This is a genomic window from Rhodobacter sp. NTK016B (assembly GCF_017303295.1).
In the GTDB taxonomy this organism is placed as follows: domain Bacteria; phylum Pseudomonadota; class Alphaproteobacteria; order Rhodobacterales; family Rhodobacteraceae; genus Pararhodobacter.
In genome coordinates, this window is record NZ_JAFKOK010000008.1 from 154,520 (window position 1) to 178,147 (window position 23,628).

At 66.1% G+C, this 23,628-nt stretch carries 21 protein-coding genes; 13 read left to right on the plus strand and 8 right to left on the minus strand.

From position 1 onward, the window contains the following. The first annotated feature begins 160 nt into the window (after window positions 1-160). The 4 genes from JI664_RS12205 to JI664_RS12220 are packed head-to-tail and all read left to right on the plus strand — an operon-like array spanning window position 161 to window position 4,709. Window positions 161-799, plus strand: a complete 639-nt coding sequence (locus JI664_RS12205) for a glutathione S-transferase family protein (protein WP_207013991.1) — start codon at window positions 161-163, stop codon at window positions 797-799. A 12-nt stretch (window positions 800-811) separates the two neighbouring features. After that, the gene (locus JI664_RS12210) at window positions 812-2,023 is read left to right on the plus strand and encodes an acetyl-CoA C-acetyltransferase (RefSeq protein ID WP_207013992.1); all 1,212 of its coding nucleotides are present in this window, start codon (window positions 812-814) and stop codon (window positions 2,021-2,023) included. Further along, on the plus strand, window positions 2,023-2,517 hold the full coding sequence (locus tag JI664_RS12215) for a cupin domain-containing protein (RefSeq protein ID WP_207013993.1): 495 nt from the start codon (window positions 2,023-2,025) through the stop codon (window positions 2,515-2,517). The genes JI664_RS12210 and JI664_RS12215 overlap by 1 nt, the downstream gene beginning before the upstream one ends. Next, complete coding sequence (locus JI664_RS12220) at window positions 2,514-4,709, plus strand: 3-hydroxyacyl-CoA dehydrogenase NAD-binding domain-containing protein (protein WP_207013994.1); 2,196 nt, start codon at window positions 2,514-2,516, stop codon at window positions 4,707-4,709. The genes JI664_RS12215 and JI664_RS12220 overlap by 4 nt, the downstream gene beginning before the upstream one ends. A gap of 90 nt (window positions 4,710-4,799) precedes the next feature. Here the strand turns inward: JI664_RS12220 and JI664_RS12225 are convergent, their stop codons facing one another. Beyond that, the gene (locus tag JI664_RS12225; RefSeq protein WP_207013995.1) at window positions 4,800-5,429 is read right to left on the minus strand and encodes a Hint domain-containing protein; all 630 of its coding nucleotides are present in this window, start codon (window positions 5,427-5,429) and stop codon (window positions 4,800-4,802) included. A 205-nt stretch (window positions 5,430-5,634) separates the two neighbouring features. Between JI664_RS12225 and JI664_RS12230 the strand changes: the two genes are divergently transcribed. From JI664_RS12230 to JI664_RS12240, 3 genes are all read left to right on the plus strand, one after another. Continuing rightward, on the plus strand, window positions 5,635-7,257 hold the full coding sequence (locus JI664_RS12230) for an AMP-binding protein (RefSeq protein WP_207013999.1): 1,623 nt from the start codon (window positions 5,635-5,637) through the stop codon (window positions 7,255-7,257). A gap of 95 nt (window positions 7,258-7,352) precedes the next feature. Then, on the plus strand, window positions 7,353-8,375 hold the full coding sequence (locus JI664_RS12235; protein WP_207014000.1) for a hypothetical protein: 1,023 nt from the start codon (window positions 7,353-7,355) through the stop codon (window positions 8,373-8,375). Window positions 8,376-8,530: 155 nt separating this feature from the next. Then, complete coding sequence (locus JI664_RS12240) at window positions 8,531-8,959, plus strand: PACE efflux transporter (RefSeq protein ID WP_207014002.1); 429 nt, start codon at window positions 8,531-8,533, stop codon at window positions 8,957-8,959. A 42-nt stretch (window positions 8,960-9,001) separates the two neighbouring features. Here JI664_RS12240 and JI664_RS12245 read toward each other — a convergent pair whose 3' ends face one another. The 7 genes from JI664_RS12245 to JI664_RS12275 form a co-directional block, all read right to left on the minus strand. Further along, complete coding sequence (locus JI664_RS12245) at window positions 9,002-10,051, minus strand: SPOR domain-containing protein (RefSeq protein ID WP_207014003.1); 1,050 nt, start codon at window positions 10,049-10,051, stop codon at window positions 9,002-9,004. Between the two features lie 132 nt (window positions 10,052-10,183). Further along, window positions 10,184-10,831 (minus strand): uracil phosphoribosyltransferase, encoded by a 648-nt coding sequence (upp, locus tag JI664_RS12250; protein WP_207014004.1) that lies wholly within the window; start codon window positions 10,829-10,831, stop codon window positions 10,184-10,186. Then, complete coding sequence (locus JI664_RS12255; RefSeq protein ID WP_207014006.1) at window positions 10,828-11,826, minus strand: adenosine deaminase; 999 nt, start codon at window positions 11,824-11,826, stop codon at window positions 10,828-10,830. Before JI664_RS12255 ends, upp begins: the two co-directional genes overlap by 4 nt. An 11-nt stretch (window positions 11,827-11,837) precedes the next feature. Further along, the gene (locus tag JI664_RS12260; RefSeq protein ID WP_207014007.1) at window positions 11,838-13,049 is read right to left on the minus strand and encodes a phosphopentomutase; all 1,212 of its coding nucleotides are present in this window, start codon (window positions 13,047-13,049) and stop codon (window positions 11,838-11,840) included. Continuing rightward, complete coding sequence (locus tag JI664_RS12265; protein WP_207014008.1) at window positions 13,046-14,362, minus strand: thymidine phosphorylase; 1,317 nt, start codon at window positions 14,360-14,362, stop codon at window positions 13,046-13,048. The genes JI664_RS12260 and JI664_RS12265 overlap by 4 nt, the downstream gene beginning before the upstream one ends. Beyond that, window positions 14,362-14,754 (minus strand): cytidine deaminase, encoded by a 393-nt coding sequence (locus JI664_RS12270; protein WP_207014009.1) that lies wholly within the window; start codon window positions 14,752-14,754, stop codon window positions 14,362-14,364. Before JI664_RS12270 ends, JI664_RS12265 begins: the two co-directional genes overlap by 1 nt. Before the next feature lie 135 nt (window positions 14,755-14,889). Then, complete coding sequence (locus tag JI664_RS12275; RefSeq protein ID WP_207014010.1) at window positions 14,890-15,984, minus strand: cupin domain-containing protein; 1,095 nt, start codon at window positions 15,982-15,984, stop codon at window positions 14,890-14,892. Between the two features lie 145 nt (window positions 15,985-16,129). Here JI664_RS12275 and JI664_RS12280 point away from each other — a divergent pair, with 145 nt between their 5' ends. From JI664_RS12280 to JI664_RS12305, 6 genes are all read left to right on the plus strand, one after another. Beyond that, window positions 16,130-18,421 carry an NADP-dependent malic enzyme gene (locus JI664_RS12280; RefSeq protein ID WP_414707735.1) on the plus strand — a complete coding sequence of 764 codons (2,292 nt, stop codon included), beginning with the start codon at window positions 16,130-16,132 and terminating at the stop codon, window positions 18,419-18,421. Between the two features lie 219 nt (window positions 18,422-18,640). Continuing rightward, on the plus strand, window positions 18,641-20,533 hold the full coding sequence (prpE, locus tag JI664_RS12285) for a propionate-CoA ligase PrpE (protein WP_207014011.1): 1,893 nt from the start codon (window positions 18,641-18,643) through the stop codon (window positions 20,531-20,533). Between the two features lie 158 nt (window positions 20,534-20,691). After that, window positions 20,692-21,099 carry an Hpt domain-containing protein gene (locus JI664_RS12290; RefSeq protein ID WP_207014012.1) on the plus strand — a complete coding sequence of 136 codons (408 nt, stop codon included), beginning with the start codon at window positions 20,692-20,694 and terminating at the stop codon, window positions 21,097-21,099. After that, entirely contained in the window at window positions 21,099-22,490 is a 1,392-nt protein-coding gene (locus JI664_RS12295; RefSeq protein ID WP_207014013.1) for a sigma-54-dependent transcriptional regulator, read from the plus strand. The genes JI664_RS12290 and JI664_RS12295 overlap by 1 nt, the downstream gene beginning before the upstream one ends. After that, on the plus strand, window positions 22,487-23,326 hold the full coding sequence (locus JI664_RS12300; protein ID WP_207014014.1) for an SDR family NAD(P)-dependent oxidoreductase: 840 nt from the start codon (window positions 22,487-22,489) through the stop codon (window positions 23,324-23,326). Before JI664_RS12295 ends, JI664_RS12300 begins: the two co-directional genes overlap by 4 nt. 73 nt (window positions 23,327-23,399) lie before the next feature. Continuing rightward, window positions 23,400-23,603: a twin transmembrane helix small protein gene (locus tag JI664_RS12305; protein ID WP_207014102.1), complete on the plus strand. Its 204-nt coding sequence runs from the start codon at window positions 23,400-23,402 to the stop codon at window positions 23,601-23,603. Window positions 23,604-23,628 lie beyond the last annotated feature (25 nt).

A 23,628-nucleotide genomic window follows, 5' to 3' on the forward strand; every position in this document is an offset into this window, starting at 1 on the left:
GGGGTGGCTTCAGTCTGCACGGTCATCGGCTCTCCAGCCTGTACCGTGTGACAAGTCTGGCGGGCGAACGGTTAAGAAACCCTGACCGCGCCCCTTCATTCTGCTTCAAATACTCACTTTCCACCCGCGCCACCCGCACCACGTCAGAAAGGATCGCGCCATGACGGCACAGCTTTATTGCTTCGGAGAATCCGGTAATGCCTACAAGGCGGCGCTGACCATGACGCTGGCGGGATACGACTGGGTGCCGCGCTATGTCGATTTCTTCGGCGGCGAGTCCCGCACGCCGGAATACCGCAAGCTCAACGTGATGGGCGAAGTGCCGCTGCTGGTCGAGGGCGACACGGTTCTCAGCCAGTCGGGCGCGATCCAGATGCATGTCGCCAGAGCGACCGGCAAGCTGGGTGGCGCGCCGGGGGAAGAGGACGAGGTTCTGCGCTGGATCCTGTGGGACAATCACAAGCTTTCCAGCCAGGCGGGCATGACGCGCTTCCTGATGAACTTCCTGCCCGAGGACAAACGCCCGGCCGAGGTGATCGCCTTCATGCAGGGCCGTCTGAAGGCCGCCTATGCCACGCTCGACGCGCATCTCGAGGGGCGCGACTGGATCGTCGGTCGTGACGTCACCATCGCCGATTGCGCGTGTTGCGGTTATCTCTACTACCCGGAGCCCTTCGGTTTCGACCGCGGGGACTGGCCCCATATCGACCGCTGGCTGGACCGGATCTCGGGGCTGGCCGGCTGGAAACATCCCTACGACATGATGCCCGGATCGCCTGCCGACCGGGTCAAGGCCTGAGGAGAGGATCTCATGACCGACGCCTATATCTACGACGCCGCGCGCACGGTGCGCGGCAAGGGCCGCAAGGACGGCGCCCTGCACGAGGTCACCGCCGCCCGGCTGTCGGCCATCGCGCTCAATGCGCTGAAAGATCGCAACGATCTGGACACCAGCGCGATCGAGGACGTGATCTGGGGCAACGTCACCCAGATCGGCGAACAAGGCGCCTGTCTGGCGCGCACCGCCGTGCTGGCCTCGAATTATTCCGAGAGCGTGCCGGGGGTCAGCGTCAACCGGTTCTGCGCCTCGGGTCTGGAAGCCGTGAACATGGCCGCCAATCAGGTGCGCGGCGGCGCGGGCATGGCCTATGTCGCGGGCGGCGTGGAATGCATGAGCCGCGTGCCGATGGGCACCGATGGCGGCGCCATCGCCGTCGACCCGCAGATTGCCTTCGACAATTACTTCGTCCCACAGGGCATCAGCGCCGACATCATCGCCACCAAGTACGGCTTCACCCGTGACATGGCCGATGCGATGGCGGTCGAGAGCCAGAAGCGCGCCGCCAAGGCGTGGGAAGAGGGCCGGTTCGACAAGACGGTGGTGCCGGTCAAGGACATCAACGGGCTGACGATCCTCGACCGCGACGAATACATGCGGCCGGGCACCGACATGCAGTCGCTGGGATCGCTGAAGCCGTCCTTCAAGGATATGGGCGAGGTCATGCCCGGCTTCGACAAGATCGCGCTGATGAAATACCCCGAGCTGGAGCGCGTGAACCACATCCACCATGCCGGCAACTCGTCGGGCATCGTCGATGGCGCTGCCGCGATTCTGATCGGCAACAAGGAATTCGGCGAGAAATACGGTCTGAAGCCCCGCGCACGCATCCGCGCCACGGCGAAGATCGGCACCGATCCGACCATCATGCTGACGGGCCCTGTCCCGGTGACCGAGAAGATTCTGCGCGAGAGCGGCATGGCGATTTCGGATCTCGACCTGTTCGAGGTGAACGAGGCTTTCGCAAGCGTCGTGTTGCGCTTCGAGCAGGCCTTCGGCGTCGACCATGACAAGGTCAACGTGAACGGCGGCTCGATTGCCATGGGCCACCCGCTGGGCGCGACGGGCGCAATCATCCTCGGCACGCTGCTGGACGAGCTGGAGCGTACCGGCAAGGGCACCGGCCTTGCCACGCTCTGCATCGGCTCGGGCATGGGGGCAGCCACGATCATCGAGCGGGTCTGATGCCGAAGCTCGACATCGACAGCGCACCGCTGAAGACGGGCTCGGTCTATCCCGAGCCCTATAACAGCCAGATGGCCGGGCGCTCGTCGCACCGGCTGGGACAGGCTGCGGGGCTGACGCAGTTCGGGGTGAACATCGTGTATCTCGAACCCGGCGCTGTGGCCTCGCTGCGTCACTGGCATCTGCGTGAGGATGAATTCGCCATGGTGCTGACGGGCGAGCTGATCCTGTCCGAGGATACCGGCGAGACCGTCATGCGACCGGGCGATTGCGCGGCGTGGAAGGCAGGCGAGGCCGTGGGGCATCGCTTCGTCAACCGCAGCGCGGCGCGGGCGTCGTTTCTGGTGGTCGGGGCGAAAGCCGATGTCGAGGTCGCGACCTATACCGAGGTCGACATGAAAATCCATATCGAGGGCGGCACCGCCCGCTTCACCTATCACGACGGCAGCGCCTGGGACGGCCCGCGCGATCTGCCGCAGGGAGACAAGCAATGACCGAATTCCATTACGACATGGACAGCGACGGCGTGGCCGTCATCACCTGGGACGTGCCCGAGAAGTCGATGAACGTCCTGTCCTTCGACGGCCTGCGCGAGCTTGAGGCGGCGATCGACAAGGCTCATGCGGATGACGCCGTCAAAGGCATCGTCATCACCTCGGGCAAACCCGATTTCGCCGGCGGCATGGATCTGAACATCCTGGGTTCGATGCGCGACAGCGCGGGCGACAACCCGGCGCAGGGCGTGTTCGACGGCATCATGTCGATGCATGCGCTGCTGCGGAAGATCGAGCTGGCGGGCATGGACCGCAAGACGCAGAAGGGCGGCAAGCCCACCGCCGCCGCGCTGCCCGGTACGGCGATGGGCATCGGGCTGGAAATCCCGCTGGCCTGTCACCGCATCTTCGCCGCCGAGAACCCCAAGGCGCAGATCGGCTTGCCCGAGATCAAGGTCGGCATCTTCCCCGGCGCCGGGGGCACCACGCGGCTGGCCTGGAAGCTGGGCGCGATGGCCGCCGCTCCGCTGCTTCTGGAAGGCAAGACCAACAGCCCCGACAAGGCGAAGAAAGCCGGTGTGATCGACGAGGTCGTCGCGCCCGGCGATCTGCTGGCCGAAGCCAAGGCATGGGTGCTGGCCGCCAAGGATGCCGATCTGGTCAAACCGTGGGACACCAAAGGCTACAAGATCCCCGGCGGTGCGCCCTATTCGGCACCGGGCTTCCCGACCTTTGTCGGCGCCTCGGTGATGGTGCATTCGCAGACATGGGGCGTCTATCCGGCGGCCAAGGCGCTGCTGTCGGCGGTCTATGAAGGCATGCAGGTGCCCTTCGATACCGCGCTGAAGATCGAGGCGCGCTATTTCACCCATGTGCTGATGAACCCGTCCTCCACGGCGATGATCCGCTCGCTCTTCGTCAACAAGGGCGCGCTGGAAAAAGGCGCGAACCGGCCTGACGTCCCCGACGAGAAGGTCTCGAAAGTTGGCGTTCTGGGGGCGGGCATGATGGGCGCGGGCATCGCCTATGTCTCGGCCAAGGCGGGCATCGAGGTGGTGCTGCTCGACGCGTCGCTCGAGTCGGCCGAGAAGGGCAAAGCCTATTCGGCGGGCATCCTCGACAAGGCGATCAAGCGCGGGCGTTCGACCGAAGAGAAGAAACAGGCGCTGCTGTCGAAGATCACCACAACCACGGATTACGCTGATCTGGAAGGCTGCGATCTGATCGTGGAAGCCGTGTTCGAAGATCCCAAGGTCAAGGCCGATGTGACCGCGCAGGCCGAAGCGGTGATCCCCGACACCGCGATCTTCGCGTCGAATACCTCGACCCTGCCGATCACCTCGCTCGCCACCGCGTCGAAGCGGCCCGAGCAATTCATCGGCATCCACTTCTTCTCGCCCGTCGACAAGATGCTGCTGGTCGAGATCATCAAGGGCGCGAAAACCGGCGACCGCGCGGTGGCCAAGGCGCTGGACTACGTGCGCCAGATCCGCAAGACGCCGATCGTCGTCAACGACGCGCGCTTCTTCTACGCCAACCGCTGCATCATCCCCTATATCAACGAAGGGATGCGTCTGGCCTCGGAAGGCACGCCGCTGCCGATGGTCGATCACGCCGCGAAGCTTCTGGGCTTCCCGGTGGGGCCGATCACGCTGGTCGACGAAACCTCGCTGGATCTGGGCGCCAAGATCGCCAAGGCCACCAAGGCGGCAATGGGCAACGACTACCCCGATGACGCCGTCGACGAAGTGGTGTTCTGGATGGTCGACGAGGGCCGTCTGGGCCGCAAGTCCAAGGCCGGGTTCTTCGACTACGACGAAAGCGGCAAGCGTCAGGGTTACTGGACCGGGTTCAACGAGAAATACCCGACGGTGGAAGGCGCCGATCTTGAGGACGTGCAGAACCGCCTGATGATGGCGCAGGTGCTCGAAGCGGTCCGCGCGCTGGAAGAGGGCGTGCTGGAAGACATCCGCGAAGGCGATGTGGGCGCGATCCTTGGCTGGGGCTTCGCGCCATGGTCGGGCGGTCCGTTCGGCTGGCTGGACATCATCGGTGCCGAGAAGGCGGTCGCGATCTGCGACTCGCTGGAAGCCAAATTCGGCGCGCGGTTCAAATGCCCGCAGCTTCTGCGCGACATGGCGGCCAAGGGGCAGACCTTCTACGGCAAGAACCGGGTTCAGGTCGCGGCCTGATCCCCGGACGGTGAGAAACGCGAACGCCCGCCCCGGGAACGGGGCGGGCGTTTTCATGTCCGGCTTCATGTCCGGCCAGCGGCGCGCGGGTCAGCCCTGCGGATGATGCGCCGAAGGCATCGTCGCGATCAGCTGACGGCCCTGCGCTTCGGACAGGCGCGGATAATTGTCGTGACGGGCTCCGTCGGCGCCGCATTGCGCCAGCAGCGTGCCGTCGACATAGATCACCTCGTCCCCGTCGAATTCCAGCGTGACGATGGAAATTTCGCTCTCGGGCTCGACCGGCGCGATGCCGTTATGGCCGTCCAGCACCGCCGCCGACACAAGGGTGAAGGCGTCGCCATAGAGCGTCTCGGCGGCATCCGATTCGATCAGGATCGGCTGGCCGGGCAGTACCCGCAGCGCCGAGCGGTTGCCCAGCGCGCCGGCCGGCAGTGCCAGCGGCCAGACCCCGCGCGGCGCGCCCGCGACATCGGTATGCAGGCTTGAGACATGCACCGCCCGCACTGGCCGCATCCCGTTATCAAAGGTTGCGACCCGGTCGCCCGCGCGCAACTCTTCCACCGGCAGCCAGCCCATATCGGTGGCAACCCGCGTCCCCGCGATCAGCCCACCCGCCAGCGCAAGCGCTTCGTCGCGTACCACGCGCGTTCCCGGCACGGTCCGCGCCGGTGGCTGCCCGTGTGCGGCGTTCTTGCGATCGATGAGATGCTTCGGCATGGCCGTTCCCTCCCTGATGAAGCGGGGGTTGCTTCGAACTGACAGAAAACCCGGTGGCGATGGCAAATACGCGGACCAATTGCGTCAATATTCAGGCATTTCCGCCCGCGCCCCGTGAACAGTGCGACGCATCGCAGCCCCTTCCCCAGCGCCCCACTTGTCGCCAATATGGCCCGAAGGGAGCGTCAGCGAGGGAGTGCGACGAATGGGATGGTTGGCCGATGAATCCGGGCTGGAGAAATGCGCCGCAAACTATGTGCCGCTGACGCCGCTGTCACATCTCAACCGCGCCGCCGACCTGTTCGCCACGCGCGAAGCGCTGGTCTACGGGACCGAGCGCTGGACCTATGCGCAGTACCATCAGCGGGTGACGAAGCTGGCTTCGGGGCTGGCAAAGCTGGGGGTCGAGCCCGGCCATGTCGTCGCGGTCCTTCTGCCCAACGTCCCCGCCCATGCCGAGGCGCATTTCGGCGTGCCTGTCGCGGGCGCGGTCCTGAATTCGATCAATACCCGGCTCGATCTGGATACGGTCGCCTATATCCTTGAACATGGCGGCGCCAAGGTGGCGATCGTCGACAGCGCGCTGGTGGAACTGGTCGAGCGGGCCTGCATCATCATCGGCGGCGGTCCGAAGATCGTCGAGGTGCCGGATCCTCAGGCTGGCATCGCGCCCAGCGGGCGGCACATGGTCTATGAGGACCTGATCGCCTCGGGCGACGATGGGTTCGCGTGGATAATGCCGCAGGACGAATGGGAATCGCTGGCGCTGAACTATACCAGCGGCACCACCGGGCGGCCAAAGGGCGTCGTCTATCACCATCGCGGCGCCTATTTGTCGACGATGTCGCAGCCGATCAGCTGGCGCATGACGCTTTACCCGCGCTACCTGACCATCGTGCCGATGTTCCATTGCAACGCTTGGTGCCATCCGTGGATGATCCCCGCTCTGGGCGGCGCGATCATCTGCCTGCGCGAGATCACCGCCGGGGGCATCTATCAGGCCATCGCCGACGAGGGCGCCACCCATTTCGGCGGCGCGCCCATCGTTCTGAACACCATCATTGGCGCGAAGGACGAAGAGCGGCGGCCCTTCGATCATGTGGTCGAGGTCTTTACCGCCGGGGCCCCGCCCCCCGCCGCCACGCTGGCGGCAATCGAGCCGCTGGGCTTCAACGTCACGCAGGTCTACGGCCTGACCGAGACCTACGGCCCCGCCACCGAATGCACATGGCACGAAGGCTTCGACGCCCTGCCGCAGGATCAGCGGTCCGCAGTCAAGGCGCGCACCGGGGTCAAGATGCCGTTCATGGAGGAAATCACCGTGCTGGGCGACGGGATGCAGCCGGTGGCACGCGACGGCGTGGCACTGGGCGAAATCATGCATCGCGGCAACGGCGTGATGAAGGGCTATTTCCGCAATCCCGAAGCCACGCGCGAGGCGTTCAGAGGCGGCTATTTCCACTCGGGCGACATCGCCTACATGCACGAGGACGGCTATATCAAGATCGCCGACCGCTCGAAGGACATCATCATCTCGGGCGGCGAGAATGTCAGTTCCGTCGAGGTCGAGGGCGCGCTGGCGCATCACCCCGCCGTGTCGCTTTGCGCCGTGGTGGCCAAGCCCGACGACAAATGGGGCGAGGTGCCCTGTGCTTTCGTCGAACTGAAAGCGGGAACCGAGGCCACCGAGGCCGAGCTTATCGCCTTCTGCCGAGAGCGTCTGGCCGGGTTCAAGACGCCCAAGCGGGTGATTTTCTACGAGCTGCCCAAGACCTCGACCGGGAAGATCCAGAAATTCGAGCTTCGCGCGCTGGCCAAGACGATGTAACGGGGGCAAACCGGACAGCCTCTGGCGCCAAACCCCGCGCTCGGTTAAACTGGCCGCGACCCGAATTCATAAAAACCACGGGCGGTAGTTGAGGCATGACGGCGCTTGAGAAATACGCCCGGCTCGAAGGGTCGGGTGTCTGGCGGGCGGGGCCCGAGGCCCAGCGGCGCGACGTCGTCGTGTCGCTCGGCAATGCCAGCCTCGTCATCGCCGATGGCAAAAGCGGCGCGCCGCTCAGCCATTGGTCCCTGCCGGCGGTGCAGCGCCTCACGCGCGGACAGAAACCCGCGATCTTTGCCCCCCTGACCGACGATACCGGCGAAACTCTGGAACTGGACGATGCGCTGCTGATCGAGGCGCTCGATACCATCCGCGCCGCGCTCAGCCCGCGACGGGGTTTCGCCCGGCTGCGCATGGCGGTGGCGGCTGTTGCGGTGCTGGCTCTGCTGATCGGGCTGGCGATGCTGCCCCGCGTTCTGGTCACCCGCACCGCCGCCATCGTCCCCCCCGCCGCGCGGGCGCAGATCGGGCGCGATGCGCTGAACGCGATGGTCGAGAGCCCGGCCGGCGAACGGATCTGCGCCGATCCCGAGGGACGGCAGGCGATGGCGACGCTGCGCAACCTCGTGCTGGGCTCGGATTGGCGGGTGATGGTCGTGGCGGGCCTGCCCGGCGCGCAGGCCGCGCATCTGCCCGGACGGCTGATCGTGCTGGGCGAAGGGCTGATCGCCCGGCTCGACAGCCCCGAGGCGCTGGCGGGCTGGATTCTGGCCGAGGCGCAGGAAGCCGAGCGCAGCGACCCGCTGCTCGACGTGTTGCACTATGCCGGAACCGGCGCCACGGCGGGCCTGCTGACCACGGGCGCCCTGCCCGACGACGCGCTGCGCGGCTATGCCAGCGCGCGGCTGACGCAGGCCCCGGCCGAGCCCGATCCCGACGCGATCGGACAGTGGTTCCGGACCGAAGCGCTCTCGCCCCTGCCCTATGCCGCCTCGCTGCCTGCCGAGCGGCAGAACGTGGCGCAGGCCCTGAACGCGATGGAACAGCGCCCGTTCCGCGATGCTCCGCTTCTGAGCGACGGCGAATGGCTGCAGGTACAGGCGATTTGCGCGCATTGAGCCCCGTAGCGCAGGGTTGAAACCGCGTCGCCCTGATGGCATAGGACCCGGCGTGAGGACGACCTCCCCTGTTGGACGCCCGGCCGCCAAGCGCCTGCCGGGCCGCCGAAGGACCAGATGGCCGGGACGACCCGGCGGCTAATCCCGAGGTTGCCATGCGCTCTCCGCTCGACCGACTCCGCCATGCGCTCAGTTTCGAACTCATCGCCCTTCTGGTGATGATCCCGCTGGGCTCGTTTGCCTTTGGCATGCCGATGCAGGATATCGGCGTCGTGGGCATCGTCGCGGCCACGCTCGCGACGCTGTGGAACATGCTCTACAACCTGCTGTTCGACCTGACCCTGCGCCGGATGCGCGGCACGACGCTGAAGACGGGCCCCGCGCGGGTGCTGCATGCCGTGCTGTTCGAAATCGGGCTGCTGATCGTGCTGATGCCCTTCATCGCGTGGTATCTGGGCATCTCGCTGTGGCACGCGCTGGTGATGGACGTGTCCTTCGCGGTTTTCTACATGCTGTACGCGCTGGTCTTCAACTGGGCCTATGACCGGCTGTTCCCGCTGCCCGAATGGCAGACCGCGCGCTGACGCGGCCTGCGGCTTCGTTCATCGTTGAGTAGCGGTGTGCGTTTACCGGATGAAGGCGTCCGAATAGCCCATCGCGCGCGCGTGCTGCAAAGCCGCGTTCAGCTGCCCGGGCGAGTTGAACGGCCCGGCCAGCACGATCTGGTATTCCGACCCGCCTGACACCGCGCGGCCCAGCGCCACGGGAAACCCGCTGGAACGCAGATGGCCGATGGCAAGCTGCGCGTTGGATTGCTGACCATAGGTGCCGACCTGCACGTATTGCCCTGCCGTCATCCGTCCGCCCGAGGCCGGCTGCGCTGGACGGGCTGCGGCGGTCGGGACGGCAGCGGTAGGAACGGCGGCGGCCCGCGCTTGCGCCGCGACCGGCTCGGGTGCCGAGGGGCGCGGGACATAGCCGGTCGGGTTGGTCGCAAGCTGGCCATGCAGATAGGCGTCCTGCCAGCGCGAATCGCGGTCGCGGCCCATGACATGGCCATAACCCGGCGCGCCCCGGCGCGGATTCAGCCCGTCCCAAGCCGCCCAGTCGCTGCGATAGCGCCGCCCCTGCACGGCCGTATCGGACGGCACCACCACCGGCACATTGATGCGCGGCGGCGTGGCGGCGGCGGCCCGAGCCGCAGCGCGCGAGCGCGAGGCGGCCGGATAGCTGGGCGTCTGGCTGGGGGTGGTGGCCATGACGCTGGTCGCGGTGCGCACCCGCACGCGCGAGGTCGTGCCTTCCGGCGCGGCGATCGTCACGGGGGGCGGGGCGGGGCGCCCGGCGGCGGCTTGAACCGGCGCCGTGGGGGTCGTGGTCGTGGCGGCGGGCGCCTGCGCGGCATCGGCAACCGGGGCCGGGCCGCCATTGGTGGGCGCATAGCCGCACATCGGCTGACGGTTCGCGTCGAAACGCGGCACCCAGCTTACGCTGCCGTTAAAACCGGCGCGGACGAAGACGCAGCCGTTGGAATCGATGTATTGCGTGCCGGTGTAATCGGCGCCGGGCAATTCCGCCGGAACTCGCCCGGATTGCGCCTGAACGCTTCCTGCCGCGACGGCGGTCAGCAGCACCATTGCTGAAAGCCATGGCGTCGAAAGCAATCTGGTAACCATCTTTGACCCCCTGTTACCTTGGCCCGAAGGATGCCTTGGTGATTCGTCCGAGTAAAGGGACAAGCGGCCTGCCCACGCACTTCTGCTGTGGACAAACCTCAAGAGGTTGAGAATTGTTCCGCAACCGGCCCCTTATTTGGTGCCGAACATCCGGTCCCCGGCATCGCCCAGCCCCGGCACGATATAGCCGTGATCGTTAAGGCATTCGTCCAGCGCGGCGGTGACGATGCGAACGTCGGGATGGGCCTCTTTCATCCGCTTCACGCCTTCGGGTGCGGCCAGAAGGCACATGAAAACGATATGCTTGGCACCCGCCGCCTTCAGCAGATCGACAGCCGCCGCCGAGGAATTCCCCGTGGCCAGCATCGGATCGACCACGACCGTCCAGCGTTCTTCCAGTTCCGAGGGCAGCTTGCAGTAATATTCGACCGGCTGCAGCGTTTCCGGGTCGCGGTAGAGCCCCACGAACCCTACCCGCGCCGCCGGGATCAGCTCCAGCACGCCGTCCAGCAGCCCGTTGCCCGCGCGCAGGATCGACACCAGCGCCATTTTCCGGCCCTGAAGCATCGGCGCGTCCATTTCGCAGATCGGCGTGTCGATCTTGACGCTGGCGGTCGGCAGTTCGCGCGTGGCCTCATAGGCCAGCAGCATCGAGATCTCGCGCAGAAGCTGGCGGAATTTCGACGTCGAGGTCGCCTTGTCGCGCATGATCGACAGCTTGTGCTGCACCAGCGGATGGGTGACGACCGTGAGGTGGGGAATGGTGGCGGTATCGGTCATGCGCGGCCCTCGATCATGGACAGGATTCTGGAGCGCGTGGCCTCGTCGCAAAAGGCCGCGCGCGCGGCGTCCGCGTTGATGGCCCGGAAATCCGCCTCTGTCCAGCCGAAGGTCTGCGCCAGCGTCTCGTATTCCTGCACCAGGGCGGTGCGGAAAAAGGGCGGATCGTCGGTCGACAGGGTGATCTTGACCTCGCGTTCGCGCAGACGGTCGACGGGATGGTCGCGGAAGCTGGGATAGACGCCCAAGAACACGTTCGAGCCGGGGCAGACTTCAAGCACGATGCCGTCCTCGGCCAGCCGGTCGACCAGCGCCAGATCGTCGATCGCCTGTACGCCGTGGCCGATCCGCTCGGGCCGCAGATGGTCGAGCGCATCGCGGACCGATTGCGCGCCGCCCCATTCGCCGGCATGGGCGGTCAGGCGCAGCCCCGCTTCGCGCGCGCAGTCGAAGGCCCAGGCGAAATCCTTGGGGTGGTGCATCTTCTCATCGCCCGCGATGCCGAAGCCGGTGATGAAATCCCCTTTGGTTTCCGCCGCGCACAGGGCGATGGGACGGGCCTTTTCAGGGCCGAAATGGCGGATGCAGGTCACCACGCCCTTCAGCGTGATACCCATCGTGTTCTGCGCCTGCTCGGCAGCTTCCTCGATCGCGTGCAGGTATTCGCGCCATGCCCCCAGATCGCCGCCGCCGCAAAAATCGGGCGAGACGAAGGTTTCGGCATAGATCACGCCGTCCTCGGCCCGCTCTTCCAGCACGGCCAGCACGAGGCGGCGGAAATCCTCGGGCGATTGCAGGGTCGAGGTCGCCGCTTCGTAGACTTCAAGGAAATGCCAGAAATCGCGGTAATCGTAGCCACCGTCCTCGGCGAAGATGCCCGCGATATCGAGGCCCTTCTCTTTCGCCAGCCCGCGGATGAAAGCGGGCGGCGCGCCGCCTTCGAGATGCAGGTGCAGTTCGACCTTGGGCAGGGCGGGATCAATCAACTCGCTCACGGGACGCTCCGTTACAGAAAGGACTGGCCCGGGCCGGTCTGCGACAGGCCCAGATGCGTGGCGACCGAGGCCGCGATATCGGTGAAGGCGCACAGCCCGATCTCGCCCGCGCCCGCGCCATGCACCAGCACGGGCACGCGTTCGCGCGTATGATCGGTGCCCCGCCACGTGGGATCGTTACCATGATCGGCGGTGAAGAGCGCGATGTCGCCAGGACCGAGCTTGTCCAGAAACGCGGCGGCCTGCGCGTCGAAGCTTTCCAGCGCGCGGGCGTAACCCGACACGTCGCGCGGATGGCCGTAGAGGCTGTCGAACTCGACAAGGTTCACGAAGGTGAGCGAGCCGTCCTCGGCCTCATCCGCAAGCCGCAGCATGTGGTCGACCAGATCCGCGTCGCTCTTGCCCTTGTGCAGATGGCTCACGCCGCGATGGCTGAAAATGTCACCGATCTTGCCAACCGCATGGACAACCCGTCCGTCCGCCTGCGCCCAGTCCATCAGCGCGGGTTCGGGCGGTTCGATCGCATAGTCGCGGCGGTTGCCGGTGCGCTTGAAGGCGCCGGGCGTGCCTATGAACGGCCGGGCGATGACGCGGCCCACCTTGCGGGCATGCAGGAACGGCGCGAGATCCTCGCAAAGCCTGAGCAAGCGCTCCAGCCCGAACGCCTTTTCATGCGCGGCGATCTGGAACACGCTGTCGGCCGAGGTGTAGCAAATCGGCCAGCCGGTGCGCAGATGCTCTTCGCCCAGCCGCTCCATGATCGGGATGCCCGAGGCATGGCAATTGCCCAAGATCCCCTCGGTCCCCGCCAATTGGCAGACCTTTGCGACCAACTCGTCATCGAAAGCGGGCTCGGTCTTGGGGAAATACGTCCAGTCCCACGGAACCGGCACCCCCGCCAGTTCCCAATGCCCGGACGGCGTGTCCTTTCCGCGCGAGATTTCGGTCGCAGCCCCCCAACGGCCCTGCGGCGCGGCGCCCAACCCCGGCGCGTCCAGCCCCGAGGCCAGCGTGATCACACGCCCCAGCCCCAGCGCGTCGAGCGTCGGCAGGTGCAACGGGCCGCTGCGCCCGTCTTCGGCGCGTCCTTCAGCACAGGCCTGCGCGATATGGCCCAGCGTGTTGGCGCCGGTATCGGGCGCGCCTGCATTGAAGAACTGGTCCGCGTCGGGCGCGCCGCCGCAGCCCACGGAATCCAGCACGATGAGAAAGGCACGGGTCATGTCACATGCTCCTGCACAAGCGCGACGGGTTGGGGCGCATCGCCCAGCCGGTAGGCCGCCTGCAGGGCCGCGATGGCGGCCTCGGCGCTGGCCTTGTCGGCGGCGTGCACACGGGCGAGCGGCGCGCCGGGGCCGACCCTGGCGCCCGGCTCGGCAAGGTCCGTGAACCCTACGCGCGGATCGATGCTGTCGCCCCCCTTGAGCCGCCCGCCGCCCAGATGCACCACCGCCACGCCCACCGCGCGGGTGTCGATGGCGGCGACGGGACCGGTGCCGCGCGCGGGCACGTCGCGGATTACCGGCGCCTTGGGCAGATGCCGGTCATAGGCGGTGACGAAATCGGCGGGGCCGCCCTGCGCGGCGACCATCTCGCCGAAGCATTCGGCGGCGCGCCCGTCTTCCAGCACCGCGCGGATTTTCTCCGCGCCCTGCGTAGCGTCGCGCGCCAGCCGTGCCAGCACCAGCGCCTCGCCACCCAGCGCGCAGGTCAGCTCAAGCAAACGGGACGTAGGCGCGCGCCCGGTCAGCGTATCCATCACCTCGGCCACCTCGACCGCGTTGCCGGCGGTCAGGCCCAGCGGGCGGTCCATGTCGGTGATCAGCGCCGTGGTGCGACACCCTGCGCCGTTCGCCGTATCGACCAGCGACCGCGCGAGCGCGCGGGCCTGCTCGGCGTCGGGAAGAAAGGCGCCCGAGCCGACCTTGACGTCGAGAACCAGCGCCCCCAGCCCGGCGGCCAGTTTCTTCGACAGGATCGAGGCGGTGATCAGATCGAGGCTCTCGACCGTTCCCGTCACATCGCGGATCGCGTAGAGCCGCTTGTCGGCGGGGGCCAGCCGGTCCGAGGCGCTGACGATCGCGCAGCGGGTCTCGTGCATCAGCGCGCGCAGCCGCGGCTCGCTGACATCCACGGTAAAGCCGGGGATCGCTTCGAGCTTGTCCAGCGTGCCACCGGTATGGCCCAGCCCGCGCCCCGAGACCATCGGCACATAAGCCCCGCAACTGGCCAAAGCCGGGGCCAGCAGCAGGCTGATGGAATCCCCCACGCCGCCGGTCGAATGCTTGTCGACCACCGGGCCCGGCAGGTCCCAGCGCAGCACGTCGCCGGTATCGCGCATCGCCCGTGTCAGCGCGACCCGGCTCTCTTCGGTCAGGCCGCGCAGCAACACCGCCATGGCGAAAGCCCCGGCCTGCGCATCGGTGACGCGACCGCTGGCAAGGCCGCGCGCGAACCATGTCAGGTGCTCGGGCCCGGCCCGGCCGTCGCGCACCGCCTCGATGACCGAGCGGGCGTCTGGCGCCCCGGCATCCATCAGGCGCGGTCCATATGCGACAGCGTAAAGGCGCCGGGCAGCAACGCCTCCATTGTCATCGTCAGCGACTTCCCGTCGAGCGTCAGCATCGTCACCTTGACGTCGGGCCCGGCGAATTCGCGCAGTTTCTGGCGGCAGCCGCCACAGGGCGGGGTCGGATCGGTGGAATCGGCGACCACGACCACCTCGGCAATCTTGGTATCGCCCCCGGCCACCATAGCTGCAATCGCCCCCGCCTCGGCGCAGGTGCCCTGCGGATAGGCGACATTCTCGACATTGCAGCCCGAATAGACTGCCCCTGAGGCCGCCCGGATCGCCGCGCCCACCTTGAAGTTAGAATAGGGAACATAGGCCATCTTCTGGATGGCGATGGCGGCCTCGGAAAGGGACATGGCTGAGCCTGTGCTGAATTGACCAATTGATCCAGCTTTGCCCAGCGCGCGGGGCGATGCAAGGGCTGCCAGAGCAGCCCCGGCGTCACCCCGCCAAGGCGCGCCCACGGGTCAGGGCATACGTCGGGGCACAGGTCAGGGCGCGGCAGTCAGGATCTCGGTCTTGGGGTTGCCCGGCAGCGTCACTTCCAGCAATTGCAGATCATCCGAGACCTCGCCATAGCGCGTGGCCATCCCCGGCGGGATCACGAAAGCATCGCCCGGCTCCAGCGCGAAGGGCTCCTTGCCCTCGCCTTCCAGCACCATTCTCCCACTCATCACATAGGTGAACAGGATATCACCTTCGTGCCGCGTCCAGGCGGTGGGCGTGCCATCGGGCCGCGCCACCATCACCGACGCAACCCCGCGCGTGCTTTCGTCGATCGTGGTATCACGGGCCTCGAACCCCGGAAGACGGAACGAATGGAACGCAGCCTCGGCGCCGATATTGTGAACGAATTTCTGCCCCTGCCATTCGCGCTCGGGGCGGTAATCGGGCGTGGGCAGGGTCATCGCATGGTCGATCTCGGTCACGTGGTCGGCCGGAACGCCGATCTCGATCACCTCGATCCCGTCCGAAGCCTCGCAGACGCGGTGCCGGATCTCGGGCGGCTGGATGAAGCAGTCGCCCGCGTTGAGTCGGCGCATCCCGCCCTGATCTTCGTAAAGGACGTCGACCCAGCCATTGACGCAGAAGATCAGCTGAAAGCCGACCTTGTGGTAATGCACCATGTCCGGCACCGGGCCGCCGTCGGGGATGCGGATATGGCTTGCGATCATCGCCCCACCCAGCCGGGTCGGCACCAGATCGCGGTATTGCATGCCCGCGCGCCCGATCACCCACGGCGCCTGATCGGCCAGCCGCCGCACGACGAAGGCGTGATCGGTCTTCGGCATGACCAGCGGCGGGTTCAGCTCGTCAATCTCGATCCGTGTGCCGTTGGGCGCGGTCTGTTCGCGCGCGCCGCCCAGCAGCGCCGGATCATCCGTCAGCAGCCGCAGCGTGCCGGGCGATTCGGGCGCCCCCTTCTCGATCCGGACCCGCAGACCGTGGCCCGAAAGCACCGCGACCGAAGGATCGTCGGCGGGATAGATCATGTCCAGCCGGAACCCCAGCGTCTTGGTGTAGAACGGAAGGTCGTTGCGCAACTCGCTGGTAGGAAGCCGGATTTCGGCGCGCGTCTCGGTCATGTCGGGCCTGCAAAATGGGAACGCGTCACTTTGCGAAGCCGGGCGCAGGAATGCAAGACCGTGCGTCAAAGCGCGCTTCCGCCAATCAGGATTGGCGGCGCGAGGAAAGTGGTTTAATACTGAACAAAATTTCGAGGAGGGGTCGATGAGCACTCAGATGGACGACGAAGCGAAACAGAATCTGCGCTCGGCGGCGCTGTTCTACCATGAGCACCCGAAGCCCGGCAAACTCGAGATCCGCGCCACCAAACCGCTGGCGAATGGCCGTGACCTGAGCCGCGCCTATTCCCCGGGCGTGGCCGAGGCCTGCCTTGAAATCAAGGCCGACCCGGCCAATGCCGCACGCTACACCAGCCGCGGAAATCTTGTCGCCGTGGTCTCGAACGGCACCGCTGTGCTGGGGCTGGGCAATATCGGCGCGCTGGCCTCGAAGCCGGTGATGGAGGGCAAGGCGGTGCTCTTCAAGAAATTCGCCAATATCGACTGTTTCGATATCGAGCTTGACCAGCCCGACCCCGAAAAGCTGGCCGAAATCGTCTGCGCGCTGGAACCGACCTTTGGCGCGATCAACCTTGAAGACATCAAGGCGCCCGATTGTTTTATCGTTGAACGAATTTGCCGCGAGCGCATGGGCATCCCCGTCTTCCACGATGACCAGCACGGCACGGCAATCGTGGTGGGCGCCGCCGCGACCAACGCGCTGCACATCACCCAGCGCAAATTCGAGGATATCAAGGTCGTCTCGACCGGCGGCGGCGCGGCGGGCATCGCCTGCCTGAACATGCTGCTGAAGCTGGGCGTCAAGCGCGAAAACGTCTGGCTGTGCGACATCCACGGGCTGGTCTACGAGGGCCGCGCCGAGGATATGAACCCCGAGAAAGCGGCCTTCGCCCAAGCGTCCGACCTGCGGACCCTGGATCAGGTGATCGACGGCGCGGACCTGTTCCTCGGCCTGTCCGGCCCCGGCGTGCTGAAGGCCGACATGGTCGCGCGCATGGCGCCCGAACCCATCGTCTTCGCGCTGGCCAACCCCACGCCCGAGATCATGCCCGACGAAGTTCAGGCAGTTGCCCCCGGCGCCATCGTCGCCACAGGGCGTTCGGATTACCCCAATCAGGTCAATAACGTGCTGTGCTTCCCGTTCATCTTCCGGGGTGCGCTGGATGTGGGCGCCTCGCAGATCAACGACGAGATGGAAGTCGCCTGCGTCGACGGCATCGCCCGCCTCGCCCGCGCCACCACCTCGGCCGAAGCGGCGGCGGCCTATCAGGGCGAGACGCTGACCTTCGGGCGCGACTATCTGATCCCCAAACCCTTCGACCCGCGGCTGATGGGCGTGGTCGCAAGCTCGGTCGCACGCGCGGCGATGGAAACGGGCGTCGCGGCGCGTCCGCTCGACGATCTGGACGCCTACAAGAACAGCCTCGATCATTCGGTGTTCCGCTCGGCCATGCTGATGCGCCCGGTCTTCCAATCGGCCCGCGCCGCCTCGCGCCGGCTGGTCTTTGCCGAGGGCGAAGACGAACGCGTGCTGCGCGCGGCGCAGGCGGTGCTGGAAGAAACCACCGAAGTGCCTATCCTGATCGGTCGTCCCGAAGTGATCGAGCGGCGGCTCGAGCGCTATGGCCTGCCGATCAAGCCGGGCCGCGATTTCGAGGTGGTGAACCCCGAGAACGATCCGCGCTACCGCGATTACTGGGAAACCTATCACGGCCTGATGGCACGCCGGGGCGTCACCCCCGATACCGCGCGCGCGATCCTGCGCACCAACACCACCGCGATCGGCGCGATCATGGTGCACCGGGGCGAAGCCGACAGCCTGATTTGCGGCGCCTTCGGTCAATATCTGTGGCACCTCAACTATGTGCGTCAGGTTCTGGCCCGCGACGGGCTGCGTCCGGTCGGCGCGCTGAGCCTGATGATCATGGATGAAGGGCCGCTCTTCGTCGCCGACACGCAGGTCAACCACGAACCGACGCCGCAGCAGGTGGCCGACACGGTGATCGGCGCCGCCCGCCATGCCCGCCGCTTCGGCGTGGTGCCGAAAGTGGCGCTTTGCTCGCATTCGCAATTCGGCACGCTGGATACCGAGAGCGGACGCCGGATGCGGGGCGCGATGGAGATCCTCGACCAGATGGGAGTCGATTTCGAATACGAGGGCGAGATGCATGTCGACGCCGCCCTTCTGCCCGAGGTCCGCGACCGCCTGATGCCGGAATCGCGGCTGGACGGGGCGGCGAATATCCTTGTCTTCGGCACGACCGATGCGGCCAGCGCGGTGCGCAACATCCTCAAGACCCGCTCTGAGGCTCTGGAGGTGGGGCCGATCCTGATGGGGATGGGCAACCGCGCGCATATCGTGACCCCGTCGATCACCACGCGCGGGCTTCTGAACGTGGCGGCCATCGCCGGAACGCCGGTCTCGCATTACAGCTGAGTCGCCCCGGCAGCTGCAAAGATTGGGGCGACGAGTTTGCAAACTCGCCGCCCCGCCTGCAAAAACAGGCCAATTCGCCCGGCTTTTGCAAAGATTTGCTGCGACGACACGCCGCAATCTGCAAATTTCTGAACCTCCATCCTCGCTGTCCGCCGGTAACACAGTTGCGCCGCAGCTTGCGCGCGGCGTAACTGTCGCAAGGGACGAGGAGGAGGACCAATGACCTACGCTGACGTGTATCGCCGCTCGATCGAAGACCCCAACGGGTTCTGGATGGAACAGGCGCAGGGCATCGACTGGGTCGAGGCGCCGTCGACCGCGTTGTTCTCCGACAATGCGCCGCTCTACGAATGGTTCAAGGACGCGCAGGTCAATACCTGCTGGAACGCTGTCGACCGCCATGTCGAAGCCGGGCGCGGCGAACAGCTGGCCATCATCCATGACAGCCCGATCACCCATTCAACCAAGGGCATCACCTATCGCGAGCTGCGCGACCGGGTGGCCAGCCTTGCGGGCGCGCTGCGCGCCAAGGGCGTCGAAAAGGGTGACCGCGTCATCATCTACATGCCGATGATCCCCGAAGCGCTGGAAGCGATGCTGGCCTGTGCCCGGCTGGGCGCGGTGCATTCGGTCGTGTTCGGCGGTTTCGCGGCGCATGAGCTGGCCGTGCGGATCGACGATTGCAAACCCAAGGCGATCATCGCGGCCTCGTGCGGACTCGAACCGGGTCGGGTGGTGCATTACAAGCCGCTGCTCGACGGCGCGATCGACGCCGCCAGCCACAAGCCCGACTTCACCGTCATCTTCCAGCGCGAGCAGGAAGTGGCGAAGCTGACCGAAGGTCGCGATGTCGCGTGGCATACGTTCCAATACGGCGTCGAACCGGCGGAATGTGTGCCGGTCTCTGGCGATCACCCGGCCTATATCCTTTATACCTCGGGCACGACCGGGCAGCCCAAGGGCGTCGTGCGCCCGACCGCCGGGCATCTGGTGGCGCTGAACTGGTCGATGAAGGGCCTCTATAATGTCGAGGCGGGCGACGTGTTCTGGGCCGCGTCAGATGTCGGCTGGGTCGTGGGGCATTCCTATATCTGCTACGGGCCGCTGATCGCCGGCTGCACCACCATCGTCTTCGAAGGCAAACCCGTCGGCACACCGGATGCGGGCACCTTCTGGCGGGTGATCCAGAACCACAAGGTGAAGAGCTTCTTCACCGCGCCCACCGCCCTGCGCGCTATCAAGCGCGAGGATCCGCAGGGCGAGTTCCTGAAAGAATACAACCTGAAGAACCTGCAGACCCTGTATCTGGCCGGCGAGCGCGCCGATCCGGACACGGTGAAATGGGCGCAAGAGAAGCTGGGCGTTCCGGTGATCGACCATTGGTGGCAGACCGAAACCGGCTGGGCGATTGCCGGCAACCCGATGGGGATCGAGCCGATGCCGGTCAAGATCGGCTCGCCCACCGTGGCGATGCCGGGTTACGACGTGCAGGTGCTCGATGAGGGCGGACATCCCCTGCCCCGTGGCGAGCTGGGCGCGATCGCCATCAAGCTGCCGCTGCCGCCGGGCACGCTGCCGACGCTGTGGAATGCCGAGGCGCGGTTCCGCAAATCCTATCTCGACCACTTCCCCGGCTATTACGAGACGGGCGATGCGGGCTATGTCGACGCAGATGGCTATGTCTACATCATGGCGCGCACCGATGACGTCATCAACGTGGCCGGGCACCGTCTGTCGACCGGCGCGATGGAAGAGGTTCTGGCCTCGCATCCCGATGTCGGCGAATGCGCAGTGATCGGCGTCAGCGACCCGCTCAAAGGTCAGCTGCCGATGAGCTTTCTGTGCCTCAACAAGGGGTCGGGCCGCACGAATGACGACGTGATCCGCGAATGCGTGGCGCTGGTGCGCGATCAGATCGGGCCGGTCGCGGCGTTCAAACTGGCCTGCGTCGTGGACCGGCTGCCGAAGACGCGCTCGGGCAAAATCCTGCGCGCAACGATGGTCAAAATCGCCGATGGCGAGGACTACAAGATGCCTGCGACCATCGATGACCCGGCGATTCTGGACGAAATCACGGCTGCCCTGACATCGGTCGGCTACCCGCGACCCTAAAATTTCGCTTGTTAACAGGCTTATTCGCGCCCCGTCGGCTCGCCGGCGGGGCGAATGCAGCTCGGACGTCAATTCGCCTCTTGATTGTGTCAACGTTCCGCCGCAATCTCGTGCTCAGGTACGGAGTGTTCAGGTATTGACCGTGAATAAACAACAGCATGGATGACACTTTCAGGATGGGCGCGCCCCGACAATCGACGCCGGCGATGGATCTGGAGGTCCTCGAAAGCCTGTTCTCGATGGGCGGAGAAGAGTTGCGCGCCGAGCTCTGCGCGCAGCTGATCACCGACTTCAAGCGCATCGCAGCCGAGCTCGACTCGGAAGAAGGCAGCAAGATTGCGCGCGCCGCGCACGAGCTGAAGGGACTGGCCGCCACCGTCGGCGCAGCCCGTCTCGCGGATATGGCGCGCAGCGTGGACCACGTGGCCGAAGGCATGGCCGCACCCGCGCTGATTGTAGTCACGCGCCCGCTGCGCAGCGAAATCGACACCGTGCTTTATCATCTCAGGCAGGCCGCGACCGGAGGTTCCGACGCGCGTGCACCAGGCAAGACACCAGAGGCCTGATGCCCAGATCCAGTTCCGATACCCTGCTGCTGATCGAGGACACCCCCTCACTGCAGATGATCTACAAGGCTGCGCTCGCCCGCGCCGGCTATGACGTGGAATGCCATGGCACCGGCGCCGACGGGCTGGCGGCCTTTCGGCGGCTGCGCAACTCGATCGTGCTGCTCGATCTCATGCTGCCCGACCGGGCGGGGCTTGATGTCATGCACGACATCCTGCGCGATGAACCGCAGACCTGCGTGATCGTCATCACCGCGAACGGCTCGATCAATAAGGCGGTCGAGATGATGCGCGCGGGCGCGCATGAATTCCTTGTCAAACCCTTCGACGACCAGCGCCTGATCGGCGCCATCGAAAACGCCCGCAAGGCGCTCAGGCACCGGCCCTCGGTCTCGGTCAGCGAACTCGACGCGCAGGTCCTGCCACCCTTCATCGGCCGCTCGCAGCCGATGCTCGATGCCTACAACAAGATCCGCTCGGTCGCGCGTTCGATGGCAACAGTGTTCATCACCGGCGAAAGCGGCACCGGCAAGGAATTGTGCGCCGAGGCGGTGCACCAGACCTCGGCGCGGGCTTCGGGTCCGTTCGTCGCGCTCAATTGCGGCGCCATCCCCGTGGATCTTCTGGAATCCGAGGTCTTCGGCCATCTGCGCGGCAGCTTCACCGGGGCGATCAACGACAAGCTCGGCGCCGCCGCCGCCGCAGACGGGGGGACGCTGTTCCTCGATGAAGTCTGCGAGATGGATCTCAACCTGCAAACGAAGCTTCTGCGCTTCCTGCAGACCTCGACCATCACGCCGGTCGGCGCGACCAAACCGCGCAAGGTGAATGTGCGCATCATCTGCGCCACCAACCGCAACCCGCTGGAAGAGGTCCGACAGGGCCGCTTCCGCGAGGATCTGTATTACCGGCTGCATGTCGTGCCGATCCACCTGCCGCCGCTGCGCGACCGGGGCGACGACGTGAACGAGATCGCCGAACGTCTGGTCACCCAGATGGCGCGCGAGGAGGATCAGTCCTTTTCCGGCCTGTCCAACCGCGTGCGCGAATTGTTCCGCACCCTGCCCTGGCCCGGCAATGTGCGCCAGCTTATCAACGTGCTGCGCAATGTCGTCGTGCTGAACGAAGGCCCCCTCGTCACTGTCGAAATGCTGCCGCCCGACCTGCTGGCCGACCGTCCGGTCCATGTCGATGTCCCGGTCGAACCGCAGGGCCTGAACGTGCCGTCGCTACGCGGGCGGACGCTGGCCGAGATCGAGCGCATTGTCATCGAGGATGCGCTTGAGCGACACAACAATTCGGTCCCCAAGGCGGCGCGCGAACTCGACGTCTCGGCCTCGACCATCTACCGTAAGCGCGATGCTTGGGAGAAGGCGGAAGGCCAGAAATGACCGCCCCGAAACGGTCGATCCTGATCACCGGGTGTTCCTCGGGGATTGGCTATGCGGCGGCGCATGACCTGCGCGCGCGGGGCTGGCACGTCTTTGCCGCGTGCCGTCAGGACGCTGATTGCGACCGCCTGCGCGCGGAAGGTTTCGACAGCCCGCGCATAGACTATACCGACACCGGCAGCATCGCCTCGGGCCTGTCCGAAGTGCTGCTGGCCACCGGCGGCACGCTTGACGCTCTCTACAACAACGGCGCGCAGGCAATCCCCGGCGCGGTCGAGGATCTGCCCACCGACGCCCTGCGACAGATTTTCGAAACCAATGTCTTCGGCTGGCACGAACTAACGCGCCGGGTGATCCCGATCATGCGCGCGCAGGGGCATGGCCGGATCGTCAATTGCTCCAGCGTGCTGGGCTTCGTCCCCTATCGCTGGCGCGGGGCCTATGGCGCGTCGAAATACGCGCTCGAAGGACTCACGCGGATCCTCGCGCTGGAAATGAGCGATACGCCGATCCGGGTCGTGCTGCTGCAACCGGGGCCGATCGGGACCCGGATCCGCGTCAACTCGATTCCGCTTTTCGAGCGTTTCATCGACTGGAAAAACAGCCCCCGCCGCGCGCAATACGAAGGCGATCTGCTGAACCGGCTCTATCACCCGCCGGCCAAGAAAGATCGCTGGGAACTGGGCCCCGAGGCCGTGTGCAAGGCGCTCAACCGCGCGCTCGACGATCCCGATCCGCGCCCGTCCTACAAGATCAACACACCGACCAAGGCAATGGGCTGGGCGATGCGGGTCCTCTCTGAACGGCGCGTGGCGCGGTTGCTGTCGCGGCTGTGACCCGCGACTCTTTGGGGGCTGGCATCACCGGCCACAGGCGCTAAGTAGGACAGGTAACCCGGAGGCCGCCATGCTGCTGAGAGACCCGCTGTTCATCGTCATCGCCATCGTATCCCTGATCGTTCTGGGGATCCTGATGTTCGGCGTCGGCACCTTCGCCAAGGGCGGCGAGTTCAACAAACGCAACGCCAACAAGATCATGCGCTGGCGTATTGGCGCGCAATTCGTGGCCGTCGTGCTGATCGTGCTCTTCGCGTGGCTGCGCTCGGGCGGCTGAGCCGCGCCGCCCCCTCCATTTCCGA

Excerpts from the sequence above, each read along its gene's own strand:
- JI664_RS12235 (WP_207014000.1), top strand. The coding sequence starts at position 7,353 with ATGACGGCGCTTGAGAAATACGCCCGGCTCGAAGGGTCGGGTGTCTGG.
- JI664_RS12220 (WP_207013994.1), top strand. The coding sequence starts at position 2,514 with ATGACCGAATTCCATTACGACATGGACAGCGACGGCGTGGCCGTCATC.
- JI664_RS12225 (WP_207013995.1), bottom strand. The coding sequence starts at position 5,429 with ATGCCGAAGCATCTCATCGATCGCAAGAACGCCGCACACGGGCAGCCA.
- JI664_RS12240 (WP_207014002.1), top strand. The coding sequence starts at position 8,531 with ATGCGCTCTCCGCTCGACCGACTCCGCCATGCGCTCAGTTTCGAACTC.
- prpE (WP_207014011.1), top strand. The coding sequence starts at position 18,641 with ATGACCTACGCTGACGTGTATCGCCGCTCGATCGAAGACCCCAACGGG.
- JI664_RS12215 (WP_207013993.1), top strand. The coding sequence starts at position 2,023 with ATGCCGAAGCTCGACATCGACAGCGCACCGCTGAAGACGGGCTCGGTC.
- JI664_RS12210 (WP_207013992.1), top strand. The coding sequence starts at position 812 with ATGACCGACGCCTATATCTACGACGCCGCGCGCACGGTGCGCGGCAAG.
- JI664_RS12290 (WP_207014012.1), top strand. The coding sequence starts at position 20,692 with ATGGATGACACTTTCAGGATGGGCGCGCCCCGACAATCGACGCCGGCG.
- JI664_RS12265 (WP_207014008.1), bottom strand. The coding sequence starts at position 14,362 with ATGGATGCCGGGGCGCCAGACGCCCGCTCGGTCATCGAGGCGGTGCGC.
- JI664_RS12245 (WP_207014003.1), bottom strand. The coding sequence starts at position 10,051 with ATGGTTACCAGATTGCTTTCGACGCCATGGCTTTCAGCAATGGTGCTG.
- JI664_RS12205 (WP_207013991.1), top strand. The coding sequence starts at position 161 with ATGACGGCACAGCTTTATTGCTTCGGAGAATCCGGTAATGCCTACAAG.
- JI664_RS12295 (WP_207014013.1), top strand. The coding sequence starts at position 21,099 with ATGCCCAGATCCAGTTCCGATACCCTGCTGCTGATCGAGGACACCCCC.
- JI664_RS12270 (WP_207014009.1), bottom strand. The coding sequence starts at position 14,754 with ATGTCCCTTTCCGAGGCCGCCATCGCCATCCAGAAGATGGCCTATGTT.
- JI664_RS12260 (WP_207014007.1), bottom strand. The coding sequence starts at position 13,049 with ATGACCCGTGCCTTTCTCATCGTGCTGGATTCCGTGGGCTGCGGCGGC.
- JI664_RS12280 (WP_414707735.1), top strand. The coding sequence starts at position 16,130 with ATGAGCACTCAGATGGACGACGAAGCGAAACAGAATCTGCGCTCGGCG.
- JI664_RS12300 (WP_207014014.1), top strand. The coding sequence starts at position 22,487 with ATGACCGCCCCGAAACGGTCGATCCTGATCACCGGGTGTTCCTCGGGG.
- JI664_RS12275 (WP_207014010.1), bottom strand. The coding sequence starts at position 15,984 with ATGACCGAGACGCGCGCCGAAATCCGGCTTCCTACCAGCGAGTTGCGC.
- JI664_RS12230 (WP_207013999.1), top strand. The coding sequence starts at position 5,635 with ATGGGATGGTTGGCCGATGAATCCGGGCTGGAGAAATGCGCCGCAAAC.
- upp (WP_207014004.1), bottom strand. The coding sequence starts at position 10,831 with ATGACCGATACCGCCACCATTCCCCACCTCACGGTCGTCACCCATCCG.